Annotated in this window: 19 protein-coding genes; 6 read left to right on the forward strand and 13 right to left on the reverse strand. The window is 72.5% G+C overall.

What is annotated here, in order from left to right; genetic code table 11:
* Positions 1-29: 29 nt before the first annotated feature.
* From ACZ7LS_RS12475 to ACZ7LS_RS12500, 6 genes are read right to left on the reverse strand one after another with little or no spacing between them, the layout of a single operon-like run.
* Complete coding sequence (locus ACZ7LS_RS12475; RefSeq protein ID WP_385129586.1) at positions 30-5,783, reverse strand: condensation domain-containing protein; 5,754 nt, start codon at positions 5,781-5,783, stop codon at positions 30-32.
* Between the two features lie 31 nt (positions 5,784-5,814).
* Positions 5,815-7,875: a non-ribosomal peptide synthetase gene (locus tag ACZ7LS_RS12480; RefSeq protein WP_385129588.1), complete on the reverse strand. Its 2,061-nt coding sequence runs from the start codon at positions 7,873-7,875 to the stop codon at positions 5,815-5,817.
* Positions 7,876-7,888: 13 nt separating this feature from the next.
* Positions 7,889-8,968, reverse strand: a complete 1,080-nt coding sequence (locus ACZ7LS_RS12485) for an HAD-IIIC family phosphatase (protein ID WP_382519215.1) — start codon at positions 8,966-8,968, stop codon at positions 7,889-7,891.
* Positions 8,965-10,236, reverse strand: a complete 1,272-nt coding sequence (locus ACZ7LS_RS12490; RefSeq protein WP_385129590.1) for an acyl-CoA dehydrogenase family protein — start codon at positions 10,234-10,236, stop codon at positions 8,965-8,967. The genes ACZ7LS_RS12485 and ACZ7LS_RS12490 overlap by 4 nt, the downstream gene beginning before the upstream one ends.
* Positions 10,220-10,489, reverse strand: coding sequence for an acyl carrier protein (locus tag ACZ7LS_RS12495; RefSeq protein WP_385129592.1), 270 nt, complete (start codon positions 10,487-10,489; stop codon positions 10,220-10,222). Before ACZ7LS_RS12495 ends, ACZ7LS_RS12490 begins: the two co-directional genes overlap by 17 nt.
* Positions 10,486-11,499, reverse strand: coding sequence for a 3-oxoacyl-ACP synthase III family protein (locus ACZ7LS_RS12500; RefSeq protein WP_382968273.1), 1,014 nt, complete (start codon positions 11,497-11,499; stop codon positions 10,486-10,488). The genes ACZ7LS_RS12495 and ACZ7LS_RS12500 overlap by 4 nt, the downstream gene beginning before the upstream one ends.
* Before the next feature lie 503 nt (positions 11,500-12,002).
* Here ACZ7LS_RS12500 and ACZ7LS_RS12505 point away from each other — a divergent pair.
* The 4 genes from ACZ7LS_RS12505 (at position 12,003) to ACZ7LS_RS12520 (ending at position 16,265) form a co-directional block, all read left to right on the forward strand.
* Positions 12,003-12,722, forward strand: coding sequence for a GntR family transcriptional regulator (locus ACZ7LS_RS12505; RefSeq protein ID WP_382875221.1), 720 nt, complete (start codon positions 12,003-12,005; stop codon positions 12,720-12,722).
* The gene (locus ACZ7LS_RS12510) at positions 12,719-13,711 is read left to right on the forward strand and encodes an ADP-ribosylglycohydrolase family protein (RefSeq protein ID WP_382519208.1); all 993 of its coding nucleotides are present in this window, start codon (positions 12,719-12,721) and stop codon (positions 13,709-13,711) included. The genes ACZ7LS_RS12505 and ACZ7LS_RS12510 overlap by 4 nt, the downstream gene beginning before the upstream one ends.
* A 110-nt stretch (positions 13,712-13,821) precedes the next feature.
* Positions 13,822-15,300 carry a purine-cytosine permease family protein gene (locus tag ACZ7LS_RS12515; protein WP_385129594.1) on the forward strand — a complete coding sequence of 493 codons (1,479 nt, stop codon included), beginning with the start codon at positions 13,822-13,824 and terminating at the stop codon, positions 15,298-15,300.
* Positions 15,297-16,265 carry a PfkB family carbohydrate kinase gene (locus ACZ7LS_RS12520; RefSeq protein ID WP_382665383.1) on the forward strand — a complete coding sequence of 323 codons (969 nt, stop codon included), beginning with the start codon at positions 15,297-15,299 and terminating at the stop codon, positions 16,263-16,265. Before ACZ7LS_RS12515 ends, ACZ7LS_RS12520 begins: the two co-directional genes overlap by 4 nt.
* Positions 16,266-16,354: 89 nt before the next feature.
* On the opposite strand, the gene ACZ7LS_RS12525 is transcribed toward ACZ7LS_RS12520, so the two are convergent.
* From ACZ7LS_RS12525 to ACZ7LS_RS12535, 3 genes are all read right to left on the reverse strand, one after another.
* Positions 16,355-17,110 (reverse strand): ribonuclease H family protein, encoded by a 756-nt coding sequence (locus tag ACZ7LS_RS12525; RefSeq protein WP_385129597.1) that lies wholly within the window; start codon positions 17,108-17,110, stop codon positions 16,355-16,357.
* A gap of 57 nt (positions 17,111-17,167) precedes the next feature.
* On the reverse strand, positions 17,168-18,073 hold the full coding sequence (locus ACZ7LS_RS12530) for an NADP-dependent oxidoreductase (protein WP_382875229.1): 906 nt from the start codon (positions 18,071-18,073) through the stop codon (positions 17,168-17,170).
* Between the two features lie 135 nt (positions 18,074-18,208).
* Positions 18,209-18,730, reverse strand: coding sequence for a MarR family winged helix-turn-helix transcriptional regulator (locus ACZ7LS_RS12535; protein WP_382665389.1), 522 nt, complete (start codon positions 18,728-18,730; stop codon positions 18,209-18,211).
* A 140-nt stretch (positions 18,731-18,870) separates the two neighbouring features.
* On the opposite strand from ACZ7LS_RS12535, the gene ACZ7LS_RS12540 reads away from it, so the two are divergent.
* Positions 18,871-19,287 (forward strand): organic hydroperoxide resistance protein, encoded by a 417-nt coding sequence (locus ACZ7LS_RS12540; RefSeq protein WP_129766489.1) that lies wholly within the window; start codon positions 18,871-18,873, stop codon positions 19,285-19,287.
* Between the two features lie 18 nt (positions 19,288-19,305).
* Here ACZ7LS_RS12540 and ACZ7LS_RS12545 read toward each other — a convergent pair whose 3' ends face one another.
* The 4 genes from ACZ7LS_RS12545 to ACZ7LS_RS12560 all read right to left on the reverse strand — a co-directional run bounded on the left by ACZ7LS_RS12545 (position 19,306) and on the right by ACZ7LS_RS12560 (position 24,279).
* A complete protein-coding gene (locus ACZ7LS_RS12545) occupies positions 19,306-20,631 on the reverse strand; it encodes a DUF3089 domain-containing protein (protein ID WP_385129600.1) in 1,326 nt (441 codons plus the stop codon).
* Positions 20,632-20,951: 320 nt separating this feature from the next.
* Complete coding sequence (locus ACZ7LS_RS12550; protein ID WP_382875233.1) at positions 20,952-21,827, reverse strand: LLM class F420-dependent oxidoreductase; 876 nt, start codon at positions 21,825-21,827, stop codon at positions 20,952-20,954.
* Between the two features lie 233 nt (positions 21,828-22,060).
* Positions 22,061-22,804, reverse strand: a complete 744-nt coding sequence (locus tag ACZ7LS_RS12555; protein WP_382519193.1) for an aspartate/glutamate racemase family protein — start codon at positions 22,802-22,804, stop codon at positions 22,061-22,063.
* A 5-nt stretch (positions 22,805-22,809) separates the two neighbouring features.
* Complete coding sequence (locus ACZ7LS_RS12560) at positions 22,810-24,279, reverse strand: NCS1 family nucleobase:cation symporter-1 (protein ID WP_382968277.1); 1,470 nt, start codon at positions 24,277-24,279, stop codon at positions 22,810-22,812.
* Positions 24,280-24,422: 143 nt separating this feature from the next.
* Between ACZ7LS_RS12560 and ACZ7LS_RS12565 the strand changes: the two genes are divergently transcribed.
* Complete coding sequence (locus ACZ7LS_RS12565; protein WP_382877791.1) at positions 24,423-25,079, forward strand: GntR family transcriptional regulator; 657 nt, start codon at positions 24,423-24,425, stop codon at positions 25,077-25,079.
* Positions 25,080-25,099 lie beyond the last annotated feature (20 nt).

Genomic DNA, 25,099 nt, shown 5'->3' on the forward strand with positions numbered 1-25,099 from the left:
GCGGATCTCCTTCGGCTCTGTCCGGGATGTCAGTCGGCGAGTGACGCTGTGGCGCTGAACCACAGGCGCGACAGTGGCGAGGCGGGCTCACGGATGGCGGCGCGCACGAGGGCGACCAGGTCGTCGGCGAAGGCGGTGACCGTCGAGGCGTCGAACATCTCGGTGCGGTACTCCACCGACACCTGCAACGCGCCGGGCTCGGGGCCTTCGACGACGGACCAGGCCAGATCGTGGCCGGCGGTACCGGTGGGCAGGGTGAGACGTCCCGCCTCCTCCCCCGGCCATCGCACCGCACCGGCCTCGACACCGGCCGCGGAGCCGAGCGCCGCGGGCAGCCGGTGGTGGGCGTAGACGACATCGAAGAGCGGCGCCCGCCCCGGCTCCCGGGGCACGCCGGCCGCGCGGACGATATCGGCGAGCGGCACATCCCGGTGGCTCTCGGCGTCCGCGACCACCCGGCGGATCCGCTCGGTGAGCCGGTCGTAGGAGGGGTCGTCGGCGAGCGCGATACGCAGGGGCAGGGTCCGCCCGAACGGGCCGATCAGTTCGTCCGTGCCGGGCCGCTCGCGGGCGTCTTCCGTCTCCCCGGGGGCGGGGCCCGGAGCCGTGGTGAGTCCGATGACCGCCTCTTCCGTCTCGGAGCGCAGGGCGAGGAGCGTGATGATGCCCGCGAGCAGCCCCTCCCGGGCCCCGGCCCGGTTCAGTTCGACGGCGAGTTCCTCCGGAACCCGGAAGGTGTGGGCCGCGCAGGCGCCCGTACCGGCGAGGGGGCGCGGCCGGTCGACGGGCAGGCCGGAGGCGCGCAGCCCGGCAAGGGTGTGCTTCCAGTGACCGAGCCGGCCGTTGAGCGGGCCGTCCGCCGGCGCGAGCGTACCGGGCGCGTGGTCGTGCCCGCGCCCGTACTCCGCGTACCGGACCGGGAGTTCGGGCAGTGCGGGCAGGCGCGCCTCGTGTCCGCGCAACCGTGCGCCGTAGAGGGCGAACAGGTCCCGGAAGAACACGCCGGGCTGCCCTCCGTCGTAGGCCGTGGGGTGGGTGGTCACCACAAGGATGTGCTCGGTGCGGCCCGTGGTGATGAGCAGCGCGCGCAGCGGGCGGCCCGCCACCGGGTCCAGGGACCGCCGCCCTTCGGCCAGCGCGAGTTCGCGTGCGGCGGCCGTCGGTTCGTCGCGGCCGGAGGTGTCGACGGCGGTGAAGAAGTCACCGCGCAGGGGGCGCAGCACCGCGTGCCGCTCGGCCAGTTCCTGGAACGCGGTCCGCAGGCGCGCTCCGTCCATCTCGCCACGCAGCTCCACGCAGACGCTGACCGGGTCTCCGCGGACGCCGGACGGGACCGGGAGATCCGGGGCGGCGGCCTCGATGACGGCCGGCTCGGTAACGGCCGATTCGGTGACAGCCGTCGGCTCGGTGACGGCCAGCTCGGTGACAGCCGGCGGCTCGGCGACAGCCGGCGCCGTGGCACTCCGCCGGGCAGGGGCCGGCCGGACGGGAATCTCCCCGTACGGGGTGTCCTCGTCCGCCGCGACGGCGCGCAGCAACTCGGTCAGCGACGCCGACAGGGCCTCGACCGTACCGGCGTCGAAGAGCTGTGTGGCGTACTCGATCACCACGTCGAGTGATTCCTCGCCCGCCCGCTCGGCGACGACCACCGTGAGGTCGAACTTGGCCGTGCCCTTCGGCAGTCCGGGGAAGTAGGGACCGGTGTCCTCATGTCCGGCCGGACCGAACAGGTCCTCGCCGAACGCCAGGCCGGCCGGCAGCGTCTGGTGGACGTACATCACGTCGAAGATCGGGTTACGGCTGGGATCGCGCTCCGGCGCGACCTCGCGCACGATCTTGTCGAACGGGATCTCCTGATGGTCCAGCGCGCCCAGCACCACGCCGCGCACCTGACGCAGCAGCTCCCGGAAGGTCGGATCACCGGAGAGGTCGGAGCGCAGGGCGATGGTGTTGTTGAAGAAGCCCAGCAGACCCCACAGTTCGGGGCGGCTGCGGCCGATGGTCGGCGTGCCGATCACGATGTCCCGCTGACCGGACCAGCGCGCGAGCAGCACTTTGAGGCCGGTGAGCAGCACCATGAAGAGCGTGGCGGTCTCCCTGCCGCCCACGGCCCTCAGTCCGTTGACCAGTTCGCCGGGGAGGGTGAACCCGTGGGACGCTCCGGCGAAGTCCATGCGGGTGGCACGCGGCCGGTCGGTGGGCAGTTCGAGCGCGGGGGGATTGCTCAACCGCCCGCGCCAGTAGTCCAGTTCGCCGTCGAGCCGGGAGCCCTCCAGCAGTTCCCGCTGCCAGCGCGCGTAGTCCCGGTACTGCACGGGCAGCGGTTCGAACCGGTGTACGCGGCCCTCCAGGCGGGCCGTGTAGAACGCGAGGAACTCCTTCATCTGGATCTGGGGCGCCCAGCCGTCGTTGACCGCGTGGTGCATTGCCCAGCAGAAGAGATATTCGTCGGGCGCGACGCGTACCAGCGTCACCCGGACCAGCGAATCACGGGCGATGTCGAACACCCAGCCGGTCTCGGTCCTGATGATCGCGCGCGCCGCGGCCTCGGGGTCCGGGTCGGCGGAGACGTCCTCGTACCGGAAGAAGTCGCCCAGCTCCGGGCGGATCACCAGCCGCGGCCGCCCGTCTGCCTCGACGAAGTTGGACCGCAGGGTCTCGTGCCGCTGGGCGAGATCCTCCCAGGCGAGCCGTACGGCGTCGGGAACCAGCGGGCCGCGGTGCCGGGAGACGCCCGGCAGGTTGTAGAGCGTGGTAGCCGGGTCCAACTGGTGGTGGAACCACATGCGTTCCTGCCCGTACGACAGCACCAGTTCCTCGCCGGGGAGGATCGGCGGCAGCCCGTGGCCGTCGTCCCGGGCGGGGGGCGCCGCGGCCGACGGCTCCGGCCGTGTCCCCTCTTCGGGCGAGATCCGCGGGAGCCGGGCCGAGAGGGCGTCCGCGAGGTCGCCGACGATGGGATGGTCGTAGATGTCGACCAGCTTGAGGTGGGCGCCGTAACGCCGCTCCATCCCCTGGACGAGCTGGAGCCCGATGACGGAGTTCCCGCCGATGGCGAAGTAGTCCGCGTCGGCCGGGACTTCGTCCGCGCGGAGCAGATCGGTGAGGGATTCCCGGAGCCAGCTCAGGACTGTCTGCGGGCCGGACGGCGCACCCGGACCGGGCCCGGACGAAAGCGCGGGCGCGGCGGGCGCGGAAGCGGCGGGAACGGGGGCGGCGGGAACGGATACGGGCGCGGGTGCGGGGGCCTCAGGGGCGACGGGTACAGGAGCCGGAACCGGCGCCGGAACGGTCCTGGGCGCGGGAACGCGGGCAGGCGCGGAGGCATGCCCCGGCCCGGGGACGTCGGCGGGCGCCGGGACGCGGGCGGGCTCGGTGGCGGGCGCCTGGGGCGGCGCCGCCTCGGTGGGCCTGGTCGCCGGCGCGGCGGCTCCGAACCCCTCGAAGGAGATGATGTCGCCCACGGGCCGCGCCCAGCAGCGGACGCCCCTGAGCCGGTGGCCGGGCAGCGGGACCCGGCGGCCGGCGCCGCCCCCGTGCTCACCGGAGGCCGCCGCGAGCGCCGACCAGTCGGGGTCCCACCCCAGCTCATAGAGGTGCGCGAGCACGTCGAGCACCCCGTCCGTGCCGGAGTCCAGGGTGAGGACGGAGGCGCCGGCGCGGCCGTGCAGATACTCCGCCAGCCGCTCGCCCAGCTCACCACGGGCCGCCAGTTCCACGAACACGACGGTTCCGCCGGCGATCTGTTCGTCGGCCGCCGCCCGTAGCTGTTCCAGCCGGAGCGCCTTCCCGGCCACGGCCGGGTCCTGGCCGCTCGTCGCCCGCTCCAGCGTCGCGGTGTCGGCGGGCGTCAGGGTGTTCTGAAGATGCCGGACGGTGTACCGGGAGATCCCGGAACTCATCAGCCCGTCGGGGGCCACTCCGGCCCGGGTGAGCCGGGTGTACGCGGCGAGCTGGCCGCGCACCATCGCGGCGCGGTCGGCCGGTACGGGCAGCCGCGCGGGCAGCGGGCCGGGGAGCGGGCCCGCCTCCGGCGCCCGGACGGGGCCGGCGTCCCCGGAGAACAGGAACACCACGCGGGGCGCGGCGGCGGGCCGGGACCCGGTCCCGGCCGGCCGCGGGGACGCTTCCGTGGCCGGGGTGTCCAGCCGCTGCCAGGTGGCCTCCGCGGCCAGTCTGACGGCCAGTTCGGTGGTCCGTCGGGCCACCGCGCCGACGCGGCAGGGGTGATGCTCCCGTCCCTCGTTCAGCGTTCTGGCGACATCGGCCAACGGCTGTGTGCTGTGGCGCAGTTCGAGCGAGAGCCGTTCGCACAGGGCGATGAGCTCGGCGGGCGTACGGGCGGAGACGCCGACCAGCCGCGCCGCGTCGGCGCCCGGTCCGCCGGCCGTGCCGCCGGCCGCGTCGTCGCCGGTGTCCTCCGCACTCCGCCGTACGGCCGTCGGGGGCGCCTGCTCCACCACGCAGTGCGCGTTGACGCCGCCGAGGCTGAACGAGCTGACACCGGCCCGGCGCACCTCGTCCCGCCAGGGCCGGAGCGAGGTCACGACGTCGAGGCGGGCCCCGTCGAGATCGACCTCGTCCGCCGCCCGTTCGAAGTGCAGCGAGGGGTACAGCTCACCGTGGCGGACACTGAGGATCGTCTTGACCAGCCCGGCGATGCCCGCCGCGTGGTCCAGGTGTCCGAGGTTGGTCTTCACGGAACCGACCGCGAGGCCGCGCCGGTCGCCGGGGCGGGCGAGCGCCAGCCCCTCCGCCTCGATGGCGTCGCCGAGCCGGGTGCCCGAGCCGTGTGCCTCGACGTACCCGGCCGTCCCGATGTCCAGGTCCGCGCTGCGCCACGCCTTGCGGATGACCTCCGCCTGGGACCGGGCGCTCGGCGTGCTGATGGTGGCGGAGTGCCGGCCGTTGTGCACGACGGCGCTGCCGCGGATCACGGCGTGGATGAACGCGCCGTCCGCCAGCGCCCGCTCCAGGGTGGTGAGCAGCAGGACCGCGCCGCCCTCGCCGCCGCCCGCTCCGTCCGCCGCGTGGTCGAACGCCCGCGATCTGGCGGTCGGCGAGCTGATGCCGGGGAAGGCCGCCACGGTCGCGGCGGGCGCGACGACATGACGCAGGCTCACTCCGCCGGCCACCGCGTACTCCGCGTCGCCGTCGCGCAGTTCCCGGCATGCCTGGTGTACGGCGACGAGCGAGCCGTTGCAGCCGGTGTCGACGCCGTAACAGGGCCCGGTCAGCCCGAAGATGTGGGAGATCCGGGCGGGCAGGATGCAGGGGACGTTGCCGATCATGCTCAGCGTGCCGTGCTCGCGGACCAGCGGCGCGTAGCCGTTGCTCGGGGAGCTGAAGATCACGGCGGTCTGGCTGTCGCGCAGTCCCGAGGGGGCGTATCCGGCGTTCTGCAGGGCCTCGTGGGTGAGTTCGAGGGCGATCCGGTGCTGCGGGTCGGTGACCTCCGCCTCGCGCCGCGACAGACCGAAGTACTCATGGTCGAAGAGATCGATCCGGTCGAGATACCCCAGCTCCGGGTAGTCCGCGGAGGGGTCCAGACAGGTGGATTCGACCCGCTCGGCCGGTATGGGGCGCACCGAGTCGACGCCGTCGCGCAGGTTCGCCCGGAACGCGTCGAGGCTGTCCGCCTGCGGAAAGCGCGTGGCGATCCCGATGACCGCGACGGCCGGTCGAGCCCGCGTCGCACGATCGTCCGCCGTCGCGCCGTCGCCCCGCGTCGCAGCGTCCTCGCGCGCCGCCTCGCTCCCGTACGCCGTGCCCGTCCGGCTCATGTCGCCATCCCGTTCATGCAGCACCCTGCCTTCACAGCTCATAAGCGGTCGGGGTTGTGAGGTCTTCTCGCCGGGCGTCCGCGTCGGCGTCCGTGCCCGTGCCCACGCGGCTCGTGATCGCCTCCGCCTGGGCGGAGATGGTGATGAGGTCGAACAGCTCTCCCATGCGCAGCACTCCGGGCCACCGCTGATTCAGCCGGGCGTGCAGATCGATGATCTTGAGCGAACTGCCGCCGACCGCGAAGAAGTTGTCGTCGGGCCCGGTGTCGGGGTGCCGGAGTACGGCCGCCCAGATGGCTCCGACGGTCCGCCGGTGGCCGGTCCATCCTTCCCAGGGGGAGTCCTCGCCCGTCGGGCCTCCGAGCCGGTCGCCGGCCGGATCCGCCGGCGCGCCGCCGTCGGGCCCGCCCGCCGGGACGATGTCGCGCAGCAGCGCCGCCCGGTCGGCCTTGCCGCTGCTGTTCAGCGGCATCCGCGCGACCGGCACGAACACGGTGGGCACGGCCTGTTCCACGAGATGTCCGAGGCAGTGCCGGCGCAGTGCCATCCCTCCTGGCGGCGTGACCTGGGGCCCGGCGGGCGTGACGAAGGCCGTCAGGCGCGGCTCGTCGTCCTCGGCCGGTTCACAGACCACCACCGCCTGGCCTATGGCGGGATGGCGCTCCAGGACGCTCTCGATCTCGCCGAGTTCGATACGCGTGCCGCGGATCTTCACCTGGAGATCGGTTCTGCCGTGGTAGTGCAGCGCTCCCCGTTCGTCGACGAGGGCGAGATCACCGGTGCGGTACAGGCGCGCTCCCGGCCGCCCGAACGGGTCCGCGAGGAACCGCTCGGCCGTTCTGCCCGGTTGTCCGGCGTAGCCGAGGGCCACGAACGCGCCACCGATGTACAGCTCGCCCTCCACTCCGGCCGGTACCTCGCGCAGCCGGTCGTCCAGTACCCATGCCTCGGCGCCCGGCCAGGGCCGGCCGATGGGGATCCGCGGCCGGGAGGCGTCCGGGTCGGGCTCCACGGTGCAGGAGATGATCGTTTCGGTGGGGCCGTACTCGTTCGCCAGTCGCACGCCGGGCAGCCGCTCGTGGTGGGTACGCACCAGCTCCGGCGTACAGACCTCGCCCGCGACCACCACCAGCCGCAGGGAATCGGGGAGCAGCCGGCTCTCGTCCAGCAGCGCCCGGTAGTAGGAGGGGACGACGATGAGATGGGTCGCCCGGTGTGTGCCGGCCAGCCGGGCGAGTTCCCGTACCTGCCTCAGCTGCCGCAGATCGGGCAGCAGCAGCGTGTGGCCGTTGCGGAACGACCAGAACATGCCGCCGAGCATGCCGTCGAACGACAGCCGCATCGCCATCAGGTAGGTGGAGGGTTCGGTGCCGTAGACCCCGGCGCGGGAGCCGATGGACGCGGCGAGCTGGGCACGGCTGACCATGACCCCCTTGGGGAGCCCGGTCGATCCCGAGGTGTAGACGAGATAGGCGGGGGCGTCCTCGGAGACCGGCGGGTATCCCTCGTCCGCGTCCGCGACGCGCGCGCCCGTCTCGATGAGGTCGGGTATCCGCAGTCCGGCGGCTTCGAGCCGCTCCGGCGGGTTCGCCAGGCCCGTCATGGCCGGGTCGTCGCCGGTGCTCAGCACCACCGCGCAGTCGGTGTCGCGGAACAGCGCCCGGACGCGCGAGGCGGGCAGGTCGGGTTCGAGCGCGGCCCAGGCGGCGCCGGTCCGGAGCGCGGCGAGTACCCCGATCACGGCGAGGGCGCTCTGCTCGACGCGGATGCAGATGACCCGGCCCGGCCGTGCGCCGCGCCGCCGCAGGAGCTGGGCGAGCCCGGCCGAGGCGTGGTCGAGTTCGCGGTAGGTGAGGACCGCTTCCCCGATGATGAGGGCGGTCGTCTCGGGCGAGCGGGCGGCTTGCCGCCGGAAGGCGGCCAGGATCGATCCGTGTTCGGCCACGATCGACCTCCGTCCGGTCGTTGTCAGCCCCTGTTCCGCGACGACCTGGTCGTGTCCGGTCGCGGTCGGCCCCTGCTCTGTCGCGGTCGTGCCCTGGGCCCGGGGCCCGGCGGCTCCGTCGCGGTCGCGCGCGTAGCTGTGCACCACCGTCTCCCCCTTCTCACTCCACGCCGGTGATCACACGGGTATGGCTGTGGTGCGCCGGAGCCGGGCGGTCCTGATCGACCGCGAGCACCATGTGGCCCTCTTCGGTGGCGACCGGCCGATAGCCCGCGAACCGGAGTGTGACCAGCATGTTCCGGTTGACGTCGGTGGGGACGAAGTGCGCGACGGGCCGGCGGCCCTCCCCCAGCGCCTCCTTGACCAGATGGTTGAGGAGGACGCCGCCCACTCCCCGTGAGGCGACCCGGCAGGACATCAGCATCAGCCGCAGGATCGAGTCCGCGGGGGTGAGTTCGGTGACGGCCAGGCCGATGATCCCGTAGTCGCCGAACCGGTCGCTGAGCCGTGCGACCCGCACCTGATGGTCGGGCGAGGCGCTGAGCGCCCGCAGTTCGTCCGCGTCGTAGGTCAGACCGGTGCTATTGAGCTGATGGGTCCTGACGGTCAGTTCGCTGGCCCGGGAGAGGTCGTCCTCGGTGGCCGGCCGCAGCCGCATGACCAGGTCGAGCGAGGCGAGGAAGGCCTGCCGGTCCTCGCCGAACTCCTCCTCGGCCTCCCGGCGCCGCCACTCGGTGCGGTAGAGCGCGCGTCGCCGGGACGCCTCCTCGGTGACCTGTGCCGGCTGGAACTCGGCACGGTCCGGGAGCCGGCCGGCCTCGTCGGCCGGATAGCAGCGGACCATGGGCAGCGCCGCCTCGACCTCGGCACGTTCCGCCGGGTCGTTGTCGATGAACGCGAGGGTGTCCAGACCGATGTTGAGGGTCTCGGCGATACGGCGCAGCGCGCCGGACTTGGCACCCCAGCCGACCTGCACCGCGCAGAACCAGTCGTCCAGGCCGCGTTCCGTCAGATGGCGGGTGACGGCGCTGTGTTCGCTGCGGCTGGCGGCCGCGTGCAGGATGCCCCGCTTGTCCAGCGCGCTCAGGGTCTCCAGCGCCTCGGGGAACGGCTCCGGATCGTCGTTCTCCAGTACGACCCCATCCCACAGCGTGTCGTCCAGGTCCCACACCAGGCACTTGACGACGGGGGCGGAAGCGGTCAGCGGGGCCCGCTCCGGGGCGCCCTGGTCCGTCGTCATACCGGCTCCCCGGATTGTCGTGTGCCGGAGGCGGGCGGAGCGCCGAACTGACGCAGAAGGCGATCGGCTATGTGGAGTTCGGACACGTGCTGCGCTCCTTCGATGATCTCCATGACCTTGGCGTCCCGGAAGTGGCGTCCCGGTCTGCTGTCGGGCTCGCAGCCGGCCGAGCCGAGGATCTGTACGGTGTCGCGGCTGACCGAGGCGGCGGCAGCGGCGGCCGCGTACTTGGCGACGATGGTCTCCGTGACGCCCCTGCCCGCACCGGGCGCGCGGAACTCCGCCGCGCGGCGGGCCAGTTCACGCGCGCCGGCGGTCTCCACCGCGCAGCGGGCCAGCAGGGACCGGACGAGTTGGTGGTCGGCGAGCGGCACACCACCCTGGGTGCGGGTGGCGGCATGGGTGGCGGCATCGGCGACACACGCCTCGGCCATGCCCACGCATCCCCAGGCGACCGTGAAGCGGCCGTGGTCGAGCGCGGTGGCCGCGACATGGGAGAGCCCGAGCCCCGGCGGGGCGACGAGACGGTTCCGGGGGACCCGCACCGCGTCGAAGGTCACATGGGCGATCCGCGCGGCGCGCATACCGAGCTGGCCGGTCACCGGCTCCCGGCTCACGCCCGTGCGATCGGCCTCGACGAGCACGGTGGCGGGCTTGCCGCGGCTCTTTCCCAGCACCAGGAAGACATCGGCCACCTCACCGAAGGTGATCCATCTCTTGCGGCCGCTGACCTCGATGTCCGCGCCGTCGCCGGAGTCCTCGATACGGGTCTCCACGGCCCCGAGCGCGCTGCCGGCCGCCTGTTCGGTGGCCGCGAAGCCCGCGGTCAGCTCACCGCTCGCCAGCCTCGGCAGCCAGTCGGCGCGCTGCTCGCGGGTGCCCCAGCGCGCGAGCGCCGCCGCGACCATGCCCTGGACGGTCAGCAGTCCGCGCAGGGCGCTGCACACCCCTCCCAGGTGTGCGGCCACCTCGCCGAGCGCCGCCGGGCCGAGGCCCGCTCCCCCGTACCTCCGGGGCAGGTCGGCGCCGAGCAGTCCCGCCGCGGCCATGTCCTCGCGTACGGAGCCGGGCAGTCCGCCGGTACGGTCCCAGTCGGCCGCCGGGCCCCGTGCCCCGGCGGCGAGTTCGGCCGCCGCGCGTACCAACGACGCCTCCGCGGCGGCCGGTTGTCCCTCTCCCGGCGGGCCGGCCGTCGTCGGCGCGTCGTGCATGAGGGTGTCGGCCGGCGGCCCGGCTCCGGGCGGGGCGGCGTCAGGCACCATGGTCATGGGTTTCCGTCAGCCGGCCGGCCCCGGTCTTGCGGAGCACGAATTCCGTGATGCGGGTGGCCGTGCGGAAGCTGTCCAGGTCGAGGTCCTCCACCTCCACGGTGAACGAGAAGCGCTCCTCGACGAAGGTCACCAGTTCCAGCGCGAAGAGCGAGTCCGCGAGGCCCAGGGCGAAGTAGTCGTCGTCCGGGCCGATCGGCCGGCGGAGCGCCGCGGTCAGGAATTCCGTGACCTCTTCGGTGATGCCGTTCACGCCACACCCTCCTGTGGTCCTATCTCGACCAGCAGCAGACTCCAGGCGGCTACCGGACTGGCATTGATCAGTACGACGCGGTCACCCGTGGCGAGTTCCTTGCGCTCCAGGGCCGTGTAGAGGTTCAGGAAGACATCGTTCGAGCCGAGGTGTCCGTAGCGCCGGAGGTTCTCCCGGCAGACGGGCAGGATGTCGATGCCGAGGGATTCCTCGGTGAAGGTGAAGCTGCCGGCGGACAGGTTGTGGCTCAGATATCCGCGGATGTCCGCCGGGCGCAGGCCGTTGCGTTCCAGGACCTCGCGCAGCATCGCCGAGAGCGCGCCGCGTGTCTCCATGGCGAGCCGGAAGGAGTAGGTGGCCGGGTCGCCGCACTCCTCGCGCCACTGCGCGGTGGGCCGGTCCCGGTACTTCACCTTGAAGAGGTCCCAGTAATGGCCGTTGGTCCGCTGTGCGATGTCGAGGATCCTGACGGGCCCGCGGCGGGAGAGCAGCAGTGCCTGCCCGCCGTCGCCGTTGACCGTCACCGGGTGGCGGTAACGCACCGCCGCGGCAGGTTTGCTGCCGTGGACGACCAGTACGTTGTCCAGGGCGCTGTCCCCGGCGAGCAGTCCGCGGGCGGTGATCAGCGCGGCGCTGATCGAGACGCAGCCGAGCCCGCCCACCGTGAGGGTCGTCGCCGCGCCGGCGCCGAGCAGATGCTGCAGCCGGGTCGCCTCGGAGCTGAGCAGGGTTTCCGGTGCCCGGGATTCGACCATGATCAGCGCCCCCAGCTCCCGGGCGTCCACCCCGGAGCGGTCGAGCACACGGCGCGCGGCGTGTTCGCAGAGGTCCACCGCGCTCACCCGGTCGTCCGCCCGTACGGTGTCGATCCCCAGGCTGCCGCGGGTGCTGAGTTCGGTCTCGTCCCATGCCGCCAGTCCGTCGACCGGCACGACCGGCTCCGGCAGATACCAGGCGGCCTCGCGTACGGCGAGCGGTGCCGTGTCACCGCGCTCGGCTGGATCGGTCACGCGCGCTCCCTCTCGGACCTGGGTGGCGGGAATCCTGGGCTTCTGAGCATCGGCGCTGTACTGGGCATCGGCGCTGCCGGGCACGGGAGTCGGGAGTTGGGGAGGGCGGCGGGAACGGCCCACGGGCTGTGTTCGCCGGACCGATCACCACACCGTGCGGTCGGATGTAAGCACCGACCGAACCCCGGGTCATATGACGCAGGTCACATCGAAATGAGGAACGAGAGCGTCCATTTCCTGACATTCATCACGCCCCACCGTGACATCCGTCACCGGGAGCCAGGACAGCCCCCTTTCGCGCACACGCCCGCGAGGGACGGCACTTTCCGGCCGACACACCCCTCCGGGGCTCGACTGTGACCCAAATCACTTCTGGGCGATTTGGCTGTGGCCGAATGCTCACCCTTGCTTCGCCCGCCGCGTCCGGGCCGGCACCCTGCGGCGCGAAAGAAATTCTCCGCGGGCTATAGACCGGAGGGAACCTGTCCACTTACCTTCTAGACATGCCTGGACAGGTACACAAGCACCATCGCATCGCCCGCGTTCTCGCCGACGAGATCCGCGCCGGCGTCCACACCGACGGCAGCAGGCTGCCCGGGGAGCACAAGCTCACCCAGCGGTTCGGCGTCAGCCGCACCACCCTGCGGCAGGCGCTCCAGGTCCTCGGTGAAGAGGGGCTGATCTCCACCCACGCGGGGATCGGTTCATTCGTCACCTTCGACGGAACGCCGCTGGACAACCGCCTCGGCTGGACCCGGGCGCTCGCCGAGCAGGGCACCGAGCTGACGACCGAGACCCTCCGGTTCGAGGAGGTGACCGACCGGGAGCTGGCCGCGGAACTGGGGCTCGCGTCGGACGCGTTCATCGCCCTGGACCGGGTCAGACGGCTCGCCGACGGACAGGGCGTGTCGCTCGAACACAGCAGGGTCCCCGCCACCGGTGACCTCTCCGGACTGCCGCGGCGCGGACTCGACGGCGGCTCGCTCAACCGGGCGCTGATCGCCGCGGGCCGTATCACCGACTCGGGCGAGGGCCTGGTGTCGGTCCGGGGGCTCGACACGGCGGAGGCCGCCGTACTGCACCGCTCGCCCGGTGAGTCCTTCCTGCGGCTCGCCCAGGTCTACCGGGCCGCCGACGGCTCGGTAGTCGAGCAGGTCACCAGCCTGCTGGACCCCGCCAGATTCGAACTGCACGTCCGCTCCGGCCGAGGAGACCGACTGTGACCGACCGACTCGACCGCGCCCTCGGCGCGTACTACGGACTCGCCCTCGGCGACGCTCTCGGCATGCCCACGCAGGTGATGTCCCGGGAGGACGTCGTACGGGTCTACGGCACCCTCACCGGCTTCGAGGCCGCCCGCCCCGACAACCCGGTCAGCGCGGGCATGCCCGCCGGTTCCGTCACCGACGACACCGACCAGGCCGTCATCGTCGGCCGGCTGATCGACGAGGGCCGCGGCCGGATCGACCCGCTGCGCCTCGCCCATGAGCTGCTCGACTGGGAGAAGGAGATGAAGGCCAAGGGCTCCTTCGATCTCCTCGGCCCGTCGACCAAGACCGCTCTGGACGCGGTGGCCCGTGGCGTACCGCCGCGCGAGGCGGGAAGGTACGGCACGACCAACGGCGCCGCCATGCGCGTCACCCCGGTCGGGATCGCCTTCACCGTCGAACCGCTGGAATCCTTCCTCGACCATGTCGTGGAGTCCTGCCAGGTCACGCATGACACGACCGTCGGGATCGCGGGCGCGGCGGCCGTCGCCGCCGCCGTCAGCACGGGGGTCGGCGGGGGCACACTGGGGGAGGCCGTCGCCGCCGCGGTGGCCGCCGCCCGCGCGGGCGCGCGGCGCGGGCACTGGATCGCCGGGGCCGATATCGCCTCCCGGATCGAGTGGGCGTGGGAGCTGGTACGGGGCCTCCCGGAGGCCGAGGCCCTGGACCGGATCTGCGCGCTCATCGGTACCAGCGTGGCCAGCCAGGAGTCGGTGCCCGCCGCCTTCGCGGTACTCTCCGTGGCCGACGGCGATCCGTGGCGCGCCACCCTGCTCGCCGCCGGCCTCGGAGGCGACAGCGACACCATCGGCGCCATCGCGGGCGCGATCGCCGGGTCGGTCGCCGGGCTCTCGGCGCTGCCGGCCGAGGCCGTCCGGACGCTCCGTACCGTCAACTCCCTCGCCCTGGAACCCCTGACCGCCCGGCTGCTCGCCCTCCGCTGAGCCGCCCCGGAAACTCTGTGCGCCGCGCCGTTTCCCGGTCCCCGGCTCCGCGGGAACCGCTCCTCCGCTTTCGCCACCCACCCCTTCGCACCTTGCTAGGAGGTTCCGTCATGGCCGCTTCGAAGACGAACGATCGCGTCGGCGCCATCGAGACCCGAGGGATCGAACCGGTCCCCGACAACGAGCGGCACGGCCAGGCCGGCCAGATGTTCTGGACCTGGTTCGCCGCCAATATCAGCATCCTCGGGCTCCCGCTCGGCGCGACCCTCGTCGCCTTCCGCGGCCTGAACATCTGGCAGGCGGTGCTCGTCGCCGTCGTCGGCTCCTTCGGCTCCTTCGCGCTGGTGGGGGCCCTGAGCCTGGCGGGCAAGAAGGGCGGCGCACCGGCGCTCACCCTCTCCCGCGCGGTCTTCGGACAGCGGGGCAACGCGGGTCCGACCCTGATCACCTGGCTGAGCCGGGTCGGCTGGGAGACGATCACGACGACCACCGCGGCGTACGCGCTGCTCGCGCTGCTCGGCATCGCGTTCGGAGTGGGCCGGAACACCGTGCTCACCCTCGTCTGCCTGCTGGTCTTCATCGCCTGCACGCTGCTGATCAGCGGTCTCGGCCACGCCACCATCATGTGGATCAACAAGTGGGCCACGGTCGTCTTCGGCGTCCTCAATCTGATCGTGATGGGCTTCCTGGCCGCCACGGTCGACTGGACGAAGGTCCTCGACGCCCCGACCGGTCCGACCAGCGGTGTGATCGCGGGCATCGGCTTCATCGCGGCGGGCACCGGAATCGGCTGGGCCAACGCGGGAGCGGATTACGCCCGTTATCTGCCCCGTGAGATTCCGAGCAGGCGGCTGATCGTGGCCTCGGCGTTCGGCGCGGGCATCCCGCTCGTGCTGCTGATCTCGCTCGGCTCACTGCTCTCCGCGGGCGATCCGACGCTCGCCACGGCGTCCGACCCGGTCGCCGCCATCAACGCGATGCTGCCCTCCTGGATGGCGATCCCCTATCTGATCGCGGCCTTCGGCGGGCTGCTGATGTCGAACCATCTCTCCACCTACTCCGCCGGGCTGACGATGATCACCCTGGGACTGCGGGTGCCGCGCCCGGTGGCCGTCGCCCTCGATGTGGTGCTGATGTTCGCCGGCGGGATCTACTTCATGCTGATCGCCGACGACTTCTACGGCCCCTTCTCCACCTTCCTGACCCTGCTGGCCGTACCCATCTCGGCCTGGATCGGGGTGATCGCGGTGGACTCGGTGCGCGGGCGTACGTACGACTCCGAGGCGCTGATGGACACCACCCGCACCAGCCGGTACTGGTACGCGGGCGGCTTCCACCTTCCCGCCGTCCTCGGCTGGGCCGCCGCCATCGTGGCCGGTCTGCTCTTCACCAAGGCGTCCACGAGCGAGACCGACGTCTGGTTCGCGGGCCCGCTCTCCGACACCTGGTTCGGCGTGAACGGGCTGGGCTGGGCGATCTCGATGGCCGTCGGCGCGGCGGTGTACGCGCTGTCCGGCCGCCGTACCGGCGCCGCGGGCGGCACCGGGGACGAGCCCGCCTCCCCCGCCCTCCAGGAGGCCGGACGATGAACGGCCGTCTCATCCTCGCCGGGAATGTCATCGCCGATCTGGTGATCGATGTTCCCGCACTGCCGGAACGCGGCGGCGACGTCATCGGCACCCGTACGGAGCTGACCGCGGGCGGCGGTTTCAACACCCTGGTCGCGGCCCGCCGTCTCGGCACGGAAGCGGTCTTCGCCGGACTGCACGGCACGGGGCCGTACGGCGATCTCGTACGCGAGGCGCTCGCCGCCGAACACATCGAAACGCTGCTGCCCACCCGTACCGACGGCGACACCGGTTTCACCGTGGCCCTGGTCGACGGCGGCGGCGAACGTACCTTCGTCACCAGCTTCGGGGTCGACGCGGAACTGACGCGGACGGAGGTCGAGGCGGTCGCGGCGCGGCTGCTCCCCGGCGATGTGGTGCAGCTCTCCGGCTACGGGCTGGTGATGCCGGTCAACGGCCCGCTGCTGTCCCGCTTCGCGGCGGGGCTGCCCGCGGACATCATGGTCTGTTTCGACCCGGCGCCGCTGGTGGCCGACATCCCCGAGGCGGTCCTCGCCCCGGTGCTGGCCCGTACGGACTGGCTCAGCGGCAACGCCCGCGAAGCCCGGCTGATGACCGGCCACGAGGATCCGCGCACGGCGGCCGCGGCGCTGCGGGAACGGCTGGCACCGGGCGCGGGTGTGCTCGTACGGGCCGACAAGGACGGCTGCTGGCTGGCGGCGCCCGGTGAGGCGCCGCGGCATGTGCCGGGGTTCCCGGTCGACGCCGTCGACAGCAACGGGGCGGGGGACGCGCACGTCGGCGCGTTCCTGGCCCTGCTCAGCCAGGGCCACGACCCGCTGACGGCCGCGCGCGGCGCCAACGCGGCGGCGGCGTACGCGGTGGGGCGCCGCGGCCCCGCCACCGCGCCGGACCGCGCCGAACTGGCGGCGTTCCTGGACGGGGACCCCCTGGCACGGCGGCTGTTCGGCGCGGCGGGCCGCTGACGGCCGGCCGGTTCTCCCGGCCGGCTCTCCGGGACGTCGTGCGGTCACCGACGCCACCCGCCGAGACCGCGCGCCCTGGACGCTCGTGGCTACGCCTGGGCGGGTGCCGGCGCCGTGGCGCAGGCCGGGTGGCCCCAGCCGTCGGGGTTCTTGGCGATGGGTTCACCGGCGGCGTAGGAGCGCCCGCAACGGCAGCGGCCGGGGAACTTGGCGTTGAGCGTCCTCTTCGAGCTTCCCCCGGTGCGCTGCCGCGACGGGGCCGCCTTCGCCGCACCGCCCGAGCCCGCTCCCGCTCCCGCTCCCGAGGCGCGACCACGGCCGCCGCCGGAACGTACGGTGTCGGGCGCGGCCGGCGGCTCCGGCGAGTCGTACGCGCTGCCCGCGGCTTCCTGGGCGATCGCCGCCTGGCTGGCGGCCCGGTCGGCGAAGTCGTTGAACCGGTCGCCGTTCACCTGGTGCGCGGGCACATACCGGAACTCCACCGAGCGCCCCGTGAGCAGCGCGTCGATGCGGACGACCAGTTCCTGATTGGCCACGGGCTTGCCCGCGGACGTCTTCCAGCCCTTGCGCTTCCAGCCGGGCAGCCAGGTCGTGACCGCCTTCATGGCGTACTGGGAGTCCATCCGGATCTCCAGCGGAACGCCGGGGTCGACGGCCGTGAGCAAGCGCTCCAGCGCGGTGAGTTCCGCGACGTTGTTGGTCGCCGTGCCCAACGGGCCCGCCTCCCACCGTACGGAGGTCCCGTCGCCCTCGGCGATGACCCAGGCCCAGCCGGCGGGCCCGGGATTTCCTTTCGACGCCCCGTCACACGCGGCGATAACGCGTTCAGCCATGCCACCGATCATGCCAGTGCCTCGCGGCCGGCCGAGCACCGCACCCGCGTCTCCCGCGCCTTCCTCGTCTCAGACCCCGGTCAGTCGCAGGACGACCTTGCCCATGGCGTGCCCGCCCTGGCTGATCTCGTGGGCCTTCGCCACGTCGGCGAGCGTGAACTCCGCGGCGATACGGACGCCGAACTTTCCCTCTTCGGCGAGACGCGCGGCCTTGGCCAGGGCGTCGAAGGCCGACGGTGTGGTGGTGACCCGTACGCCGTGCTCGGCGGCGGAGCGGTCGGCGATGGTCACCACCTTGTCGGGGGAACCGGTGATCGCGACCAGATCCGGCAGGCCTCCCTTGCCTGCGGTGTCGAGCGCGGCGTCGACCCCGTTCGGGGCCAGGGCGGCCACGCGCCCGGGCAGCCCCGGCCCGTAGATGGTGGGCTCGGCGCCGAGGGAGCGCAGATACGCGTGGTTGGACTCACCCGCCGTGCCGATGACGGCGACGCCGTCGGCGAGCGCGAGCTGCACGGCGGCGCTGCCCACCCCGCCCGCGGCGCCGTCGATGAGCAGCGTCTGTCCGGGGGACGGGGCAAGGAGCTCCAGGGCGCGCGCCGCGGTCTCCGCGCCGAACGCGAGCCCGCCCGCCTGGGACCAGTCCAGCGAGGCGGGCTTCGGGGCGAAGTGGTCCAGGACGGCGAACTGCGCGGAGGTCGCGGTGCCGAGCCCGAACACCTCGTCCCCCAGGGCGACCGCGTCCACGCCCTCGCCGACCTCGTCGACGACACCGGCCGCCTCCCTGCCGGGAATCGCGGGCAGTTTCCGCGGCATCAGTTCCCTGAGCTGCCCTGACCGCGTCCGCCAGTCGACAGGGTTCACCCCGGCGGCGTACACGGCGATGCGCACCTGCCCTGGACCGGCGTGCGGTTCCGGCATGGTGGCCACCCCGAGAACCGACGGGTCGCCGTACTCCGCGTACTCCACTGCCAGCATGTCCGCGCGTCCTCTCGGTTCGGCCCGCCCTCCCCCCGCCCCCACTCTGTGGCACACCTCCGTGCGGCACACCTCGCGGAGCGGCCGTTCGGCCGGACCCGGACCCGTACGCACACATCCCCGTGCGGGCGAACCTCAGGAACGACGCGCGGCGGCACCGTCCAGAGCCGCGGTGAGTCTGCCGAGCGTCCGGTGCAGCGCGGTGAGTTCGGTCTCGTCGAAGCCGGTCGAGGCGAGAACCGTCTCGGGCAGCACACGGGCGCGCCGCTTGAGCGCGGCCCCCGAGGCGGTCGGACGGACGCTGACCGAGCGTTCGTCGCTGCGGCTGCGCTCACGCACCACGAGCCCTGCCGCTTCCAGCCGCTTGAGCAGCGGGGAGAGGGTCCCGGAGTCGAGACGGAGAGCGAGGCCCAGTTCCTTGACGGTCAGTACGTCGTGCTCCCAGAGGGCGAGCATCGCGAGGTACTGCGGATAGGTGAGGCCCAACTCCCCCAGAAGCGGCCGGTAGAGCGCGTCGAACGCGCGGGAGGCCGCGTGCAGCGCGAAGCACACCTGACGGTCGAGGCGCAGCAGCTCCTCCGAGCCCGCCGCCCCGCGTACCGACGGGAGGGGTTGTGCCGCCCCGCCTTCCAGGGCTGTGTCCGCTGAGCGATCCATGGAGCCATCGTACTCTTTGGTTGCGCACAACTGAATTGCGCTACACTGTTTCTGCGGGGATCGGCCGGCGCCCCCGTCGCCGGCCGGTCCCCGGCCACGGCGCACCACTCGTGATGCCGCACCACTCCTGAGGAGATCCGATGACCACGACGCACTACACCGCCATCGCCACCGCGAACGGCCGCGACGGCCGGGCCGTCAGCTCCGACGGCCTGCTGGACGTCCAGCTGGCGCCGCCGCGCGAGATGGGCGGCAGCGGCAAGGGCACCAACCCCGAGCAGCTCTTCGCCGCCGGCTACGCCGCCTGCTTCGCCAGCGCTCTGGGCGCGGTCGGCCGCGCGGGCGGTCATGACACCAAGGACGCGTCCGTGACGGCCGAGGTCGGCATCGGCGGCGATGTCGCCTCGGGCTTCGGGCTCTCCGTCGTCCTGCGCGTCGAGCTGCCCGAGCACCTCGAAGGCCCGCTGGGCCAGGAACTCGTCGACCAGGCCCACCAGGTCTGCCCGTACTCCAACGCCACTCGGGGCAACATCCCGGTCGAGCTGGTCATCGAGTAGGGATCCGGCCTGGCCCCCTTATGAGGTCCGGCTGTCCAGCCACGCGCGGGCCTGCGCCGTCGCCAGGGCGGTCAGGTCCCCCTGGGCCACGTTGTAGTCCATGACGTGCAGACCGGTCAGCCCGGCCGGCGCGGAGGCGGGGAAGTGCGAGAGGTCCCCGCCGACCTGGAGCCAGTCGGCGCTGACCGTTCCGTCGGTGGCATGCGTGCACTCCCCCGTGAGCGCGCCGGGGTGACGGGCGAAGCCCGTGGGCAGATCCGGAAGCGGGTAGCCGCTCAGGAGCACCGCCAGAGGTCCGTTCTGCAGCGGCGTGTTGCCGCCGGTCAGCCGCCGCGTGGGCAGATACAGATCGAGCGGTACGCGGGCGCCGGCGGCCTCGCCGCGCAGCAGCGCCGCCAGGTTGACGCAGACCACGCGGTGACCGGGGCTCGCCGTTCTGCCGATCACGGCGGGCAGGGAGCCCCGGGGCAGGGAGTAGGCGGCGTACGAGACCACGCAGCCGGTGGGCAGCGGAGCGCCGGCGGGACGCCGGCAGACGGGGATGTGCTGGAACGTCGACGCGGGGTCGGATCCGCCGCCCGCGTCCCGGCCCTCCGGCACCTCGATGTTCCCGCCGAGGAGCACGGCGGCGACCAGTTGCCGCCGTACCCCCGGGTGTTCGTCGACCCGTTCCCGTATGAGCGCGGCGGCGACGGCGGTGCCCTGGGAGTGGCCGAGGATGACGACCCCGCGTCGCTCGCCGGTCTCCGGGTCGCGGTTGTCATGGGTCCAGTAGTCGTCCCAGGCGTCCCGGATATCCATGGTGGCCGTAGTCAGGCCGGCGCCCGAGCCCACGACGATCCCGGCGAGCAGGGCGGGCAGCGGTACCTGGCGGTAGACCGGGACGAACATCCGGCACAGTCCGGCGAAGCGGGCGCTCTGCATGAGCGTCACGGCTTGATGGGCGTCCCGCGGCGCCGGCGGCCGGCTGCCGGTCTGGAACAGCGGATTGGGCAGCAGGTCCACCGTCGGATAGGCGTAGAAGCAGTCCACGGGCGGCTTCTCGGTGACGGTGAACGGCTCGCGCTTGCCGCTCGCGCCGGCCGCGAACCGGGTGGCGTCCAGGAGCCGGGTCCCACCGCTCGGGTAGCGGGTGACCAGCTCGGGGCCGGCCGACTGGGGCATGCCCTCGGCATCCTGACCGCAGGGGTTGTCCACCAGACCCGGCCTGCACAGCCAGACGGTACGGTCCAGCGGCCGCGCGTCCGGGTCGGCGGCCGCTCCGGGCGCCGGGCGCGCTGCCGCGCTCGTGGGCGGCAGCACCATCGCGAGAACCGCGGCCAGCGGAATCAGGAGTCTTCGCACAGCGTCCGTACGGGGCACGGGGGTTCCCTCCGATCGGCAGGCGCGGTCGCTGTCCACGCGGGCCGGGTTCGGCCCGTCTCCCTCACCTTGATCCGAAGGGACAGACTTCACACCCCCGGCGCCGAGGATGGCGACAACCGGCCAATGAGACCGGCACCCGCCGCCGGGGGGGGTGGCGCTCCCGCTGCGAAGGGCCACGTACACGCATCGGCCAGGGAAGCGGACGTGCCCGCCCCGAGCCCCTGCCGGCCGGACCGCGCCCGTCTCACCCTCTGCCTGAGGGTTGGCCCCGGCGGTCCGGCCGCGTCGGATTCCCTACGTCAGAACAGGACCTCGGCGAGCCGCCGCCACTCGGCGCGCGGCAGGGCTCCCGGCGCGCCGGGCGAACTGTCACCCGTGACGATCTGGAGGGCGACATGATCGGCGCCGGCCGCGTGGAACGCGTCGATACGGTCCCGGATCCGGGCCGCGTCGCCCCAGGCGTAGACGGCGTCGATCAGCCGGTCGCTGCCGCCGCCGGTGAAGTCGTCCTCGGTGAACCCCAGCCGCAGGAAGCTGTTGGTGTAGTTGGGCAGGCCGAGATACATCGCGAGATAGCCGCGTGCCGCGGCGCGGGCGGTGTCCGGATCGGTGTCCAGGACGACCTTCAGCTCGGGCGCCAGCAGCGGGCCGGAGCCGAGGAGTTCACGGGCCTGGGCGGTGTGTTCGGGGGTGACGAGGTACGGGTGCGCGCCGCCCGAGCGGTCACGGGAGAGTTCGAGCATCTTCGGCCCGAGAGCGGCCAGTACGATCCGCCCGGCCGGCACTCCCGCCGCGTCCAGCGCGTCGAGGTAGCCGACCATCGCCGAGTAGGGGCGGCGGTACTGCGCGGCGAGCTTGGCGTGGCTGGCGCCGAGCCCGAGCAGGAACCGCCCCGGGTGCGCGGATTCCAGCTTGTGGAAGCGGGCGGCCGTCTCGGCGGCCTCGTACTGCCAGATGCTGAGGATGCCGGTGGCGACGGTGAGCCTGGAGGTGGCCTCGATGAGGGGTACCGCGTGCTCGACACCGCTGCTGCCGCCCAGCCAGACGGCGCCGAAGCCGAGCTCCTCCAGTTCGGCGGCGGCCTCGGGAATCTCCGCGCGCAGGGCGGCGTCCTCGGAGCGGAGTTCCGCGCTCCAGATCCCGTAACGGCCCACGGATTCCCGCAGATTCACCATCGTGTCGTCTCCCGCATGGACTCGGATCCAGTGATGACCGTGCCAACCCGGGTTTCGTGCGGCCTATTCCTGAGGCTTCCGGGGTTCCTGAGGCTTCCCGGGGCTCCTGGAGCACACGGGACGGCTGTTCCCCGGACACCCGGGGACGGACGGGGTGGCGCCCCCGCCATCATCACCGGCCGGGGCGGCGCCCGCGTCGCCCGCGCCGCCGAACAGCTCAACGGCTCAACGGCTCAACGAGCTGATGTGCGCCCGGCCCCGGGACCCGGCGCCGACCAGGTGCGGCGCTTCGGCCGGGGCCGGGCGTACCCTCCCGTACGGCTTGTCCGCAGGCCCAGCGCCACCAGCGATTCGGCCAGTCTGACGGCCGCGCCGACGCCGTCGACGACGGGCATCCCCAGCCGGTCCCCCAGCGTGCGCTGAAGCCCTGTCATGCCCGCGCAGCCGAGCACCAGCACCTCGGCGCCCGCGTCCCCGGCGCGCTCGGCGGCGGCGAGGAACGCCTCGGTGGTGCGCCGGTCGTCGCCGAGATCGAGGACGCCGAGGCCGGTGCCGACGACGGCGGCGCAGTGCGCGGCGACCCCGGCCGTGTACAGGCTGTCCTCGATCTGGCCACGGGACCGGTCGAGTGTGGTGATGACGCCGTACCGCCGTCCGAGCAGACAGGCCAGATGGGCGGCGGCTTCCGTGATGTCGACGACGGGCACGTCGAGGAGCTCGCGGGCGCCCTCACGGCCGTGCTCGCCGAACCCGGCCATGACGACGGCGTCGTACGGCTCGCCTTCGTATCCGCGCAGCGCGTCGAGGACGGCCGCCGCCGACAGATAGCTGTCGAGCCAGCCCTCGGCGGATTCCGGTCCCCAGGCGGGGGTGAGCCCGGCGATCGTGGTGCCGGGTCCTGCGGCCGTCCGGGCACCGCGCACGATCTCCTCGGTCATCGCCCGGGTCGTGTTGCAGTTGGTGACGAGGATCCGCACGCCGGTCAGCCCTCCGCCGGCCCCGCGGCGAGGGACCGGGCACGTTCGGCCCGGCAGAGCAGGGAGTAGAGGGCGGCGCCGGCGGCCGTGCCGATGAACCAGGAGTACGGCGCGATGTCGCCGAAGTACGGCACGAGCGCGAGGACGCCGGCGCCCGCGGCCGAGGGCAGGAAGGCCCAGAGCGCCTTCGGGTTGAAGCCCCCGCGGTAGTAGTAGCGGGACCCCGGCCGCGCGTCGAAGAGCTGGCCGACATCGATACGGCCGCGCTTGACCCAGTAGTAGTCGATCATGATCACACCGAACAGCGGCCCGAGAAAGGCACCGAGTCCGCCGAGGAAGTAGTTCACGACATGGGGGTTGGAGTAGAGGTTCCACGGCGTGACCAGCAGCGCGGCGACGGTGCTGATCATTCCGCCGATACGGAAGGTGATCTTCTGTGGCCAGACATTGGCCAGGTCGTACGCGGGTGAGACGAAGTTGGCGACGATATTGACGCCCATGGTGGCGATGGCGAAGGTGAGCGCGCCCAGCACCAGCACCCAGGTGTTGCCGGCCTTCGCGACCAGCAGCGCGGGGTCGGTGATCGCCTCGCCGAAGACCTCGATGGATCCGGCCGTGACGATGACGGAGACGACGATGAACGCCGTCGAGTTGATGGGCAGGCCCCAGAAGTTGCCGCGCTTGACGGTGCGGTAGTCGGGGGCGAAGCGCGAGAAGTCGCAGAAGTTGAGCATGAGCGTCCCGTAGGTCGCCAGGATCAGCCCGATCGCGCCGAACCACTGGCCGAACTGCTCCCCGGTGGAGACGGGGTTCGGCGTGGAGGTGAGCGGGATCGTCCAGCCGGCCTCGGCGAGGATCCAGACGGCGAGCACGATCATCACCAGCCAGATCGCCGGGCCGCAGAAGTCCTGGAATCTACGCACCGACTCCATGCCGCGGCTGATGATCAGCGCCTGGACGATCCAGAGGGCGAGGAACGAGACCCAGCCCAGCGCGTCGAGCCCCAGGAAGGAGTGCTCGGTCCACGCGACGAGATCCGGTACCGCCGCGAGCAGCATCACATTGACCGCGACGGAGGCCAGATAGGTCTGGATGCCGTACCACATGATGGCGATCACGGCGCGGATCAGGGCGGGCACATTGGCTCCCCATATGCCGAAGCTGATGCGGCTGACCACGGGGAACGGCACGCCGTGCCGCTGGCCGATGCGACCCATCAGATTCATCCCGAGGTAGATGAGGACGAAGCCGACCAGCAGCGAGGTGAAGATCTGCCAGACGTTCATACCGAGCACCAGGAGCCCGGCGGCGAAGGTGTAGTTGCCGAGGTTGTGGACATCCGACATCCACAGGGCGAAGAGGTCGAAGACCTTCCACTTCCGTTCGCCGGCCGGGGCCAGATCCTCGTTGGTGAGCCGGGGGTCCGGGACGAACGCGGGAGTGCGTGCGGTTTCGGCACGGTCGGTGAGGGACACGGGGCCTCCCTGAGGCGACAGCGGGACGAACGGCGGGTTTGGTATACCAAACACCTCGTAATGGTCCGGCCATGAACGCCGCCGGCCGTGTCCCGGCCGTTACAGCCCGGTAAAACACCCGTGGGGTCGGGGATTATGGGGCCATGACCACCGTCGAACCACTGGGGGCCGTACGCGAACGCGTACTGACCGCGCTGCGGCAGGACATCATCGCCGGACGGCTGCGCCCCGGCGACCGGCTGGTCGAACGCGAACTCGCCGAGCGCTTCGCGGTCTCCCGCGTCCCGGTGCGCGAGGCCATCCGCGCGCTGGTCGCGGAGGGTTTCGTCCTGTTCGAGACCCCGCGCCGTACGGTGGTGCGCCGGCTCACGCCGGCCGACGTCGACGAACTCTTCGAACTCCGCGAGGCCCTGGAGGTCTACGCCGCCGGCCTCGCCGCGGAACGCGCGAGCCGTGACAGCCTCGCGGAGCTGGAGGAACTGCTCGACCGGGCCGCGACCGCCACCCGCGCGCGGGACGCCGAGCGGATCACGGACATCAACACCCGTTTCCACGACCGGGTACTGGCCATGGCCGGCAACAGTCTGCTCATCTCCGTGATGGAACCGGTCGGCGGACGGCTGCGCCTGCTCACCCGTCAGAACGAGCGGTGGCCCGAACTCCTCGCCGAGCACCGCGCGTTGTACGAGGCCATCGCCTCCGGGGACCCCGACCGGGCCCGCGCCCGCGCTCTGGCCCATGTACGGGCCAATCACCGCACCATTATCGATCTGCTCTTCGGCGACGGCGAGGACCACTGACGTCGCCCCGGGCGTGCGCG

This window comes from Streptomyces sp. NPDC039430 (assembly GCF_055639435.1).

Bases quoted from the DNA above. Each gene is read 5' to 3' on its own strand.
- ACZ7LS_RS12475 (WP_385129586.1), bottom strand. From the start codon at position 5,783: ATGAGCCGGACGGGCACGGCGTACGGGAGCGAGGCGGCGCGCGAGGAC.
- ACZ7LS_RS12485 (WP_382519215.1), bottom strand. From the start codon at position 8,968: ATGACGACGGACCAGGGCGCCCCGGAGCGGGCCCCGCTGACCGCTTCC.
- ACZ7LS_RS12490 (WP_385129590.1), bottom strand. From the start codon at position 10,236: ATGACCATGGTGCCTGACGCCGCCCCGCCCGGAGCCGGGCCGCCGGCC.
- ACZ7LS_RS12505 (WP_382875221.1), top strand. From the start codon at position 12,003: ATGCCTGGACAGGTACACAAGCACCATCGCATCGCCCGCGTTCTCGCC.
- ACZ7LS_RS12515 (WP_385129594.1), top strand. From the start codon at position 13,822: ATGGCCGCTTCGAAGACGAACGATCGCGTCGGCGCCATCGAGACCCGA.
- ACZ7LS_RS12520 (WP_382665383.1), top strand. From the start codon at position 15,297: ATGAACGGCCGTCTCATCCTCGCCGGGAATGTCATCGCCGATCTGGTG.
- ACZ7LS_RS12525 (WP_385129597.1), bottom strand. From the start codon at position 17,110: ATGATCGGTGGCATGGCTGAACGCGTTATCGCCGCGTGTGACGGGGCG.
- ACZ7LS_RS12530 (WP_382875229.1), bottom strand. From the start codon at position 18,073: ATGCTGGCAGTGGAGTACGCGGAGTACGGCGACCCGTCGGTTCTCGGG.
- ACZ7LS_RS12535 (WP_382665389.1), bottom strand. From the start codon at position 18,730: ATGGATCGCTCAGCGGACACAGCCCTGGAAGGCGGGGCGGCACAACCC.
- ACZ7LS_RS12540 (WP_129766489.1), top strand. From the start codon at position 18,871: ATGACCACGACGCACTACACCGCCATCGCCACCGCGAACGGCCGCGAC.
- ACZ7LS_RS12550 (WP_382875233.1), bottom strand. From the start codon at position 21,827: ATGGTGAATCTGCGGGAATCCGTGGGCCGTTACGGGATCTGGAGCGCG.
- ACZ7LS_RS12565 (WP_382877791.1), top strand. From the start codon at position 24,423: ATGACCACCGTCGAACCACTGGGGGCCGTACGCGAACGCGTACTGACC.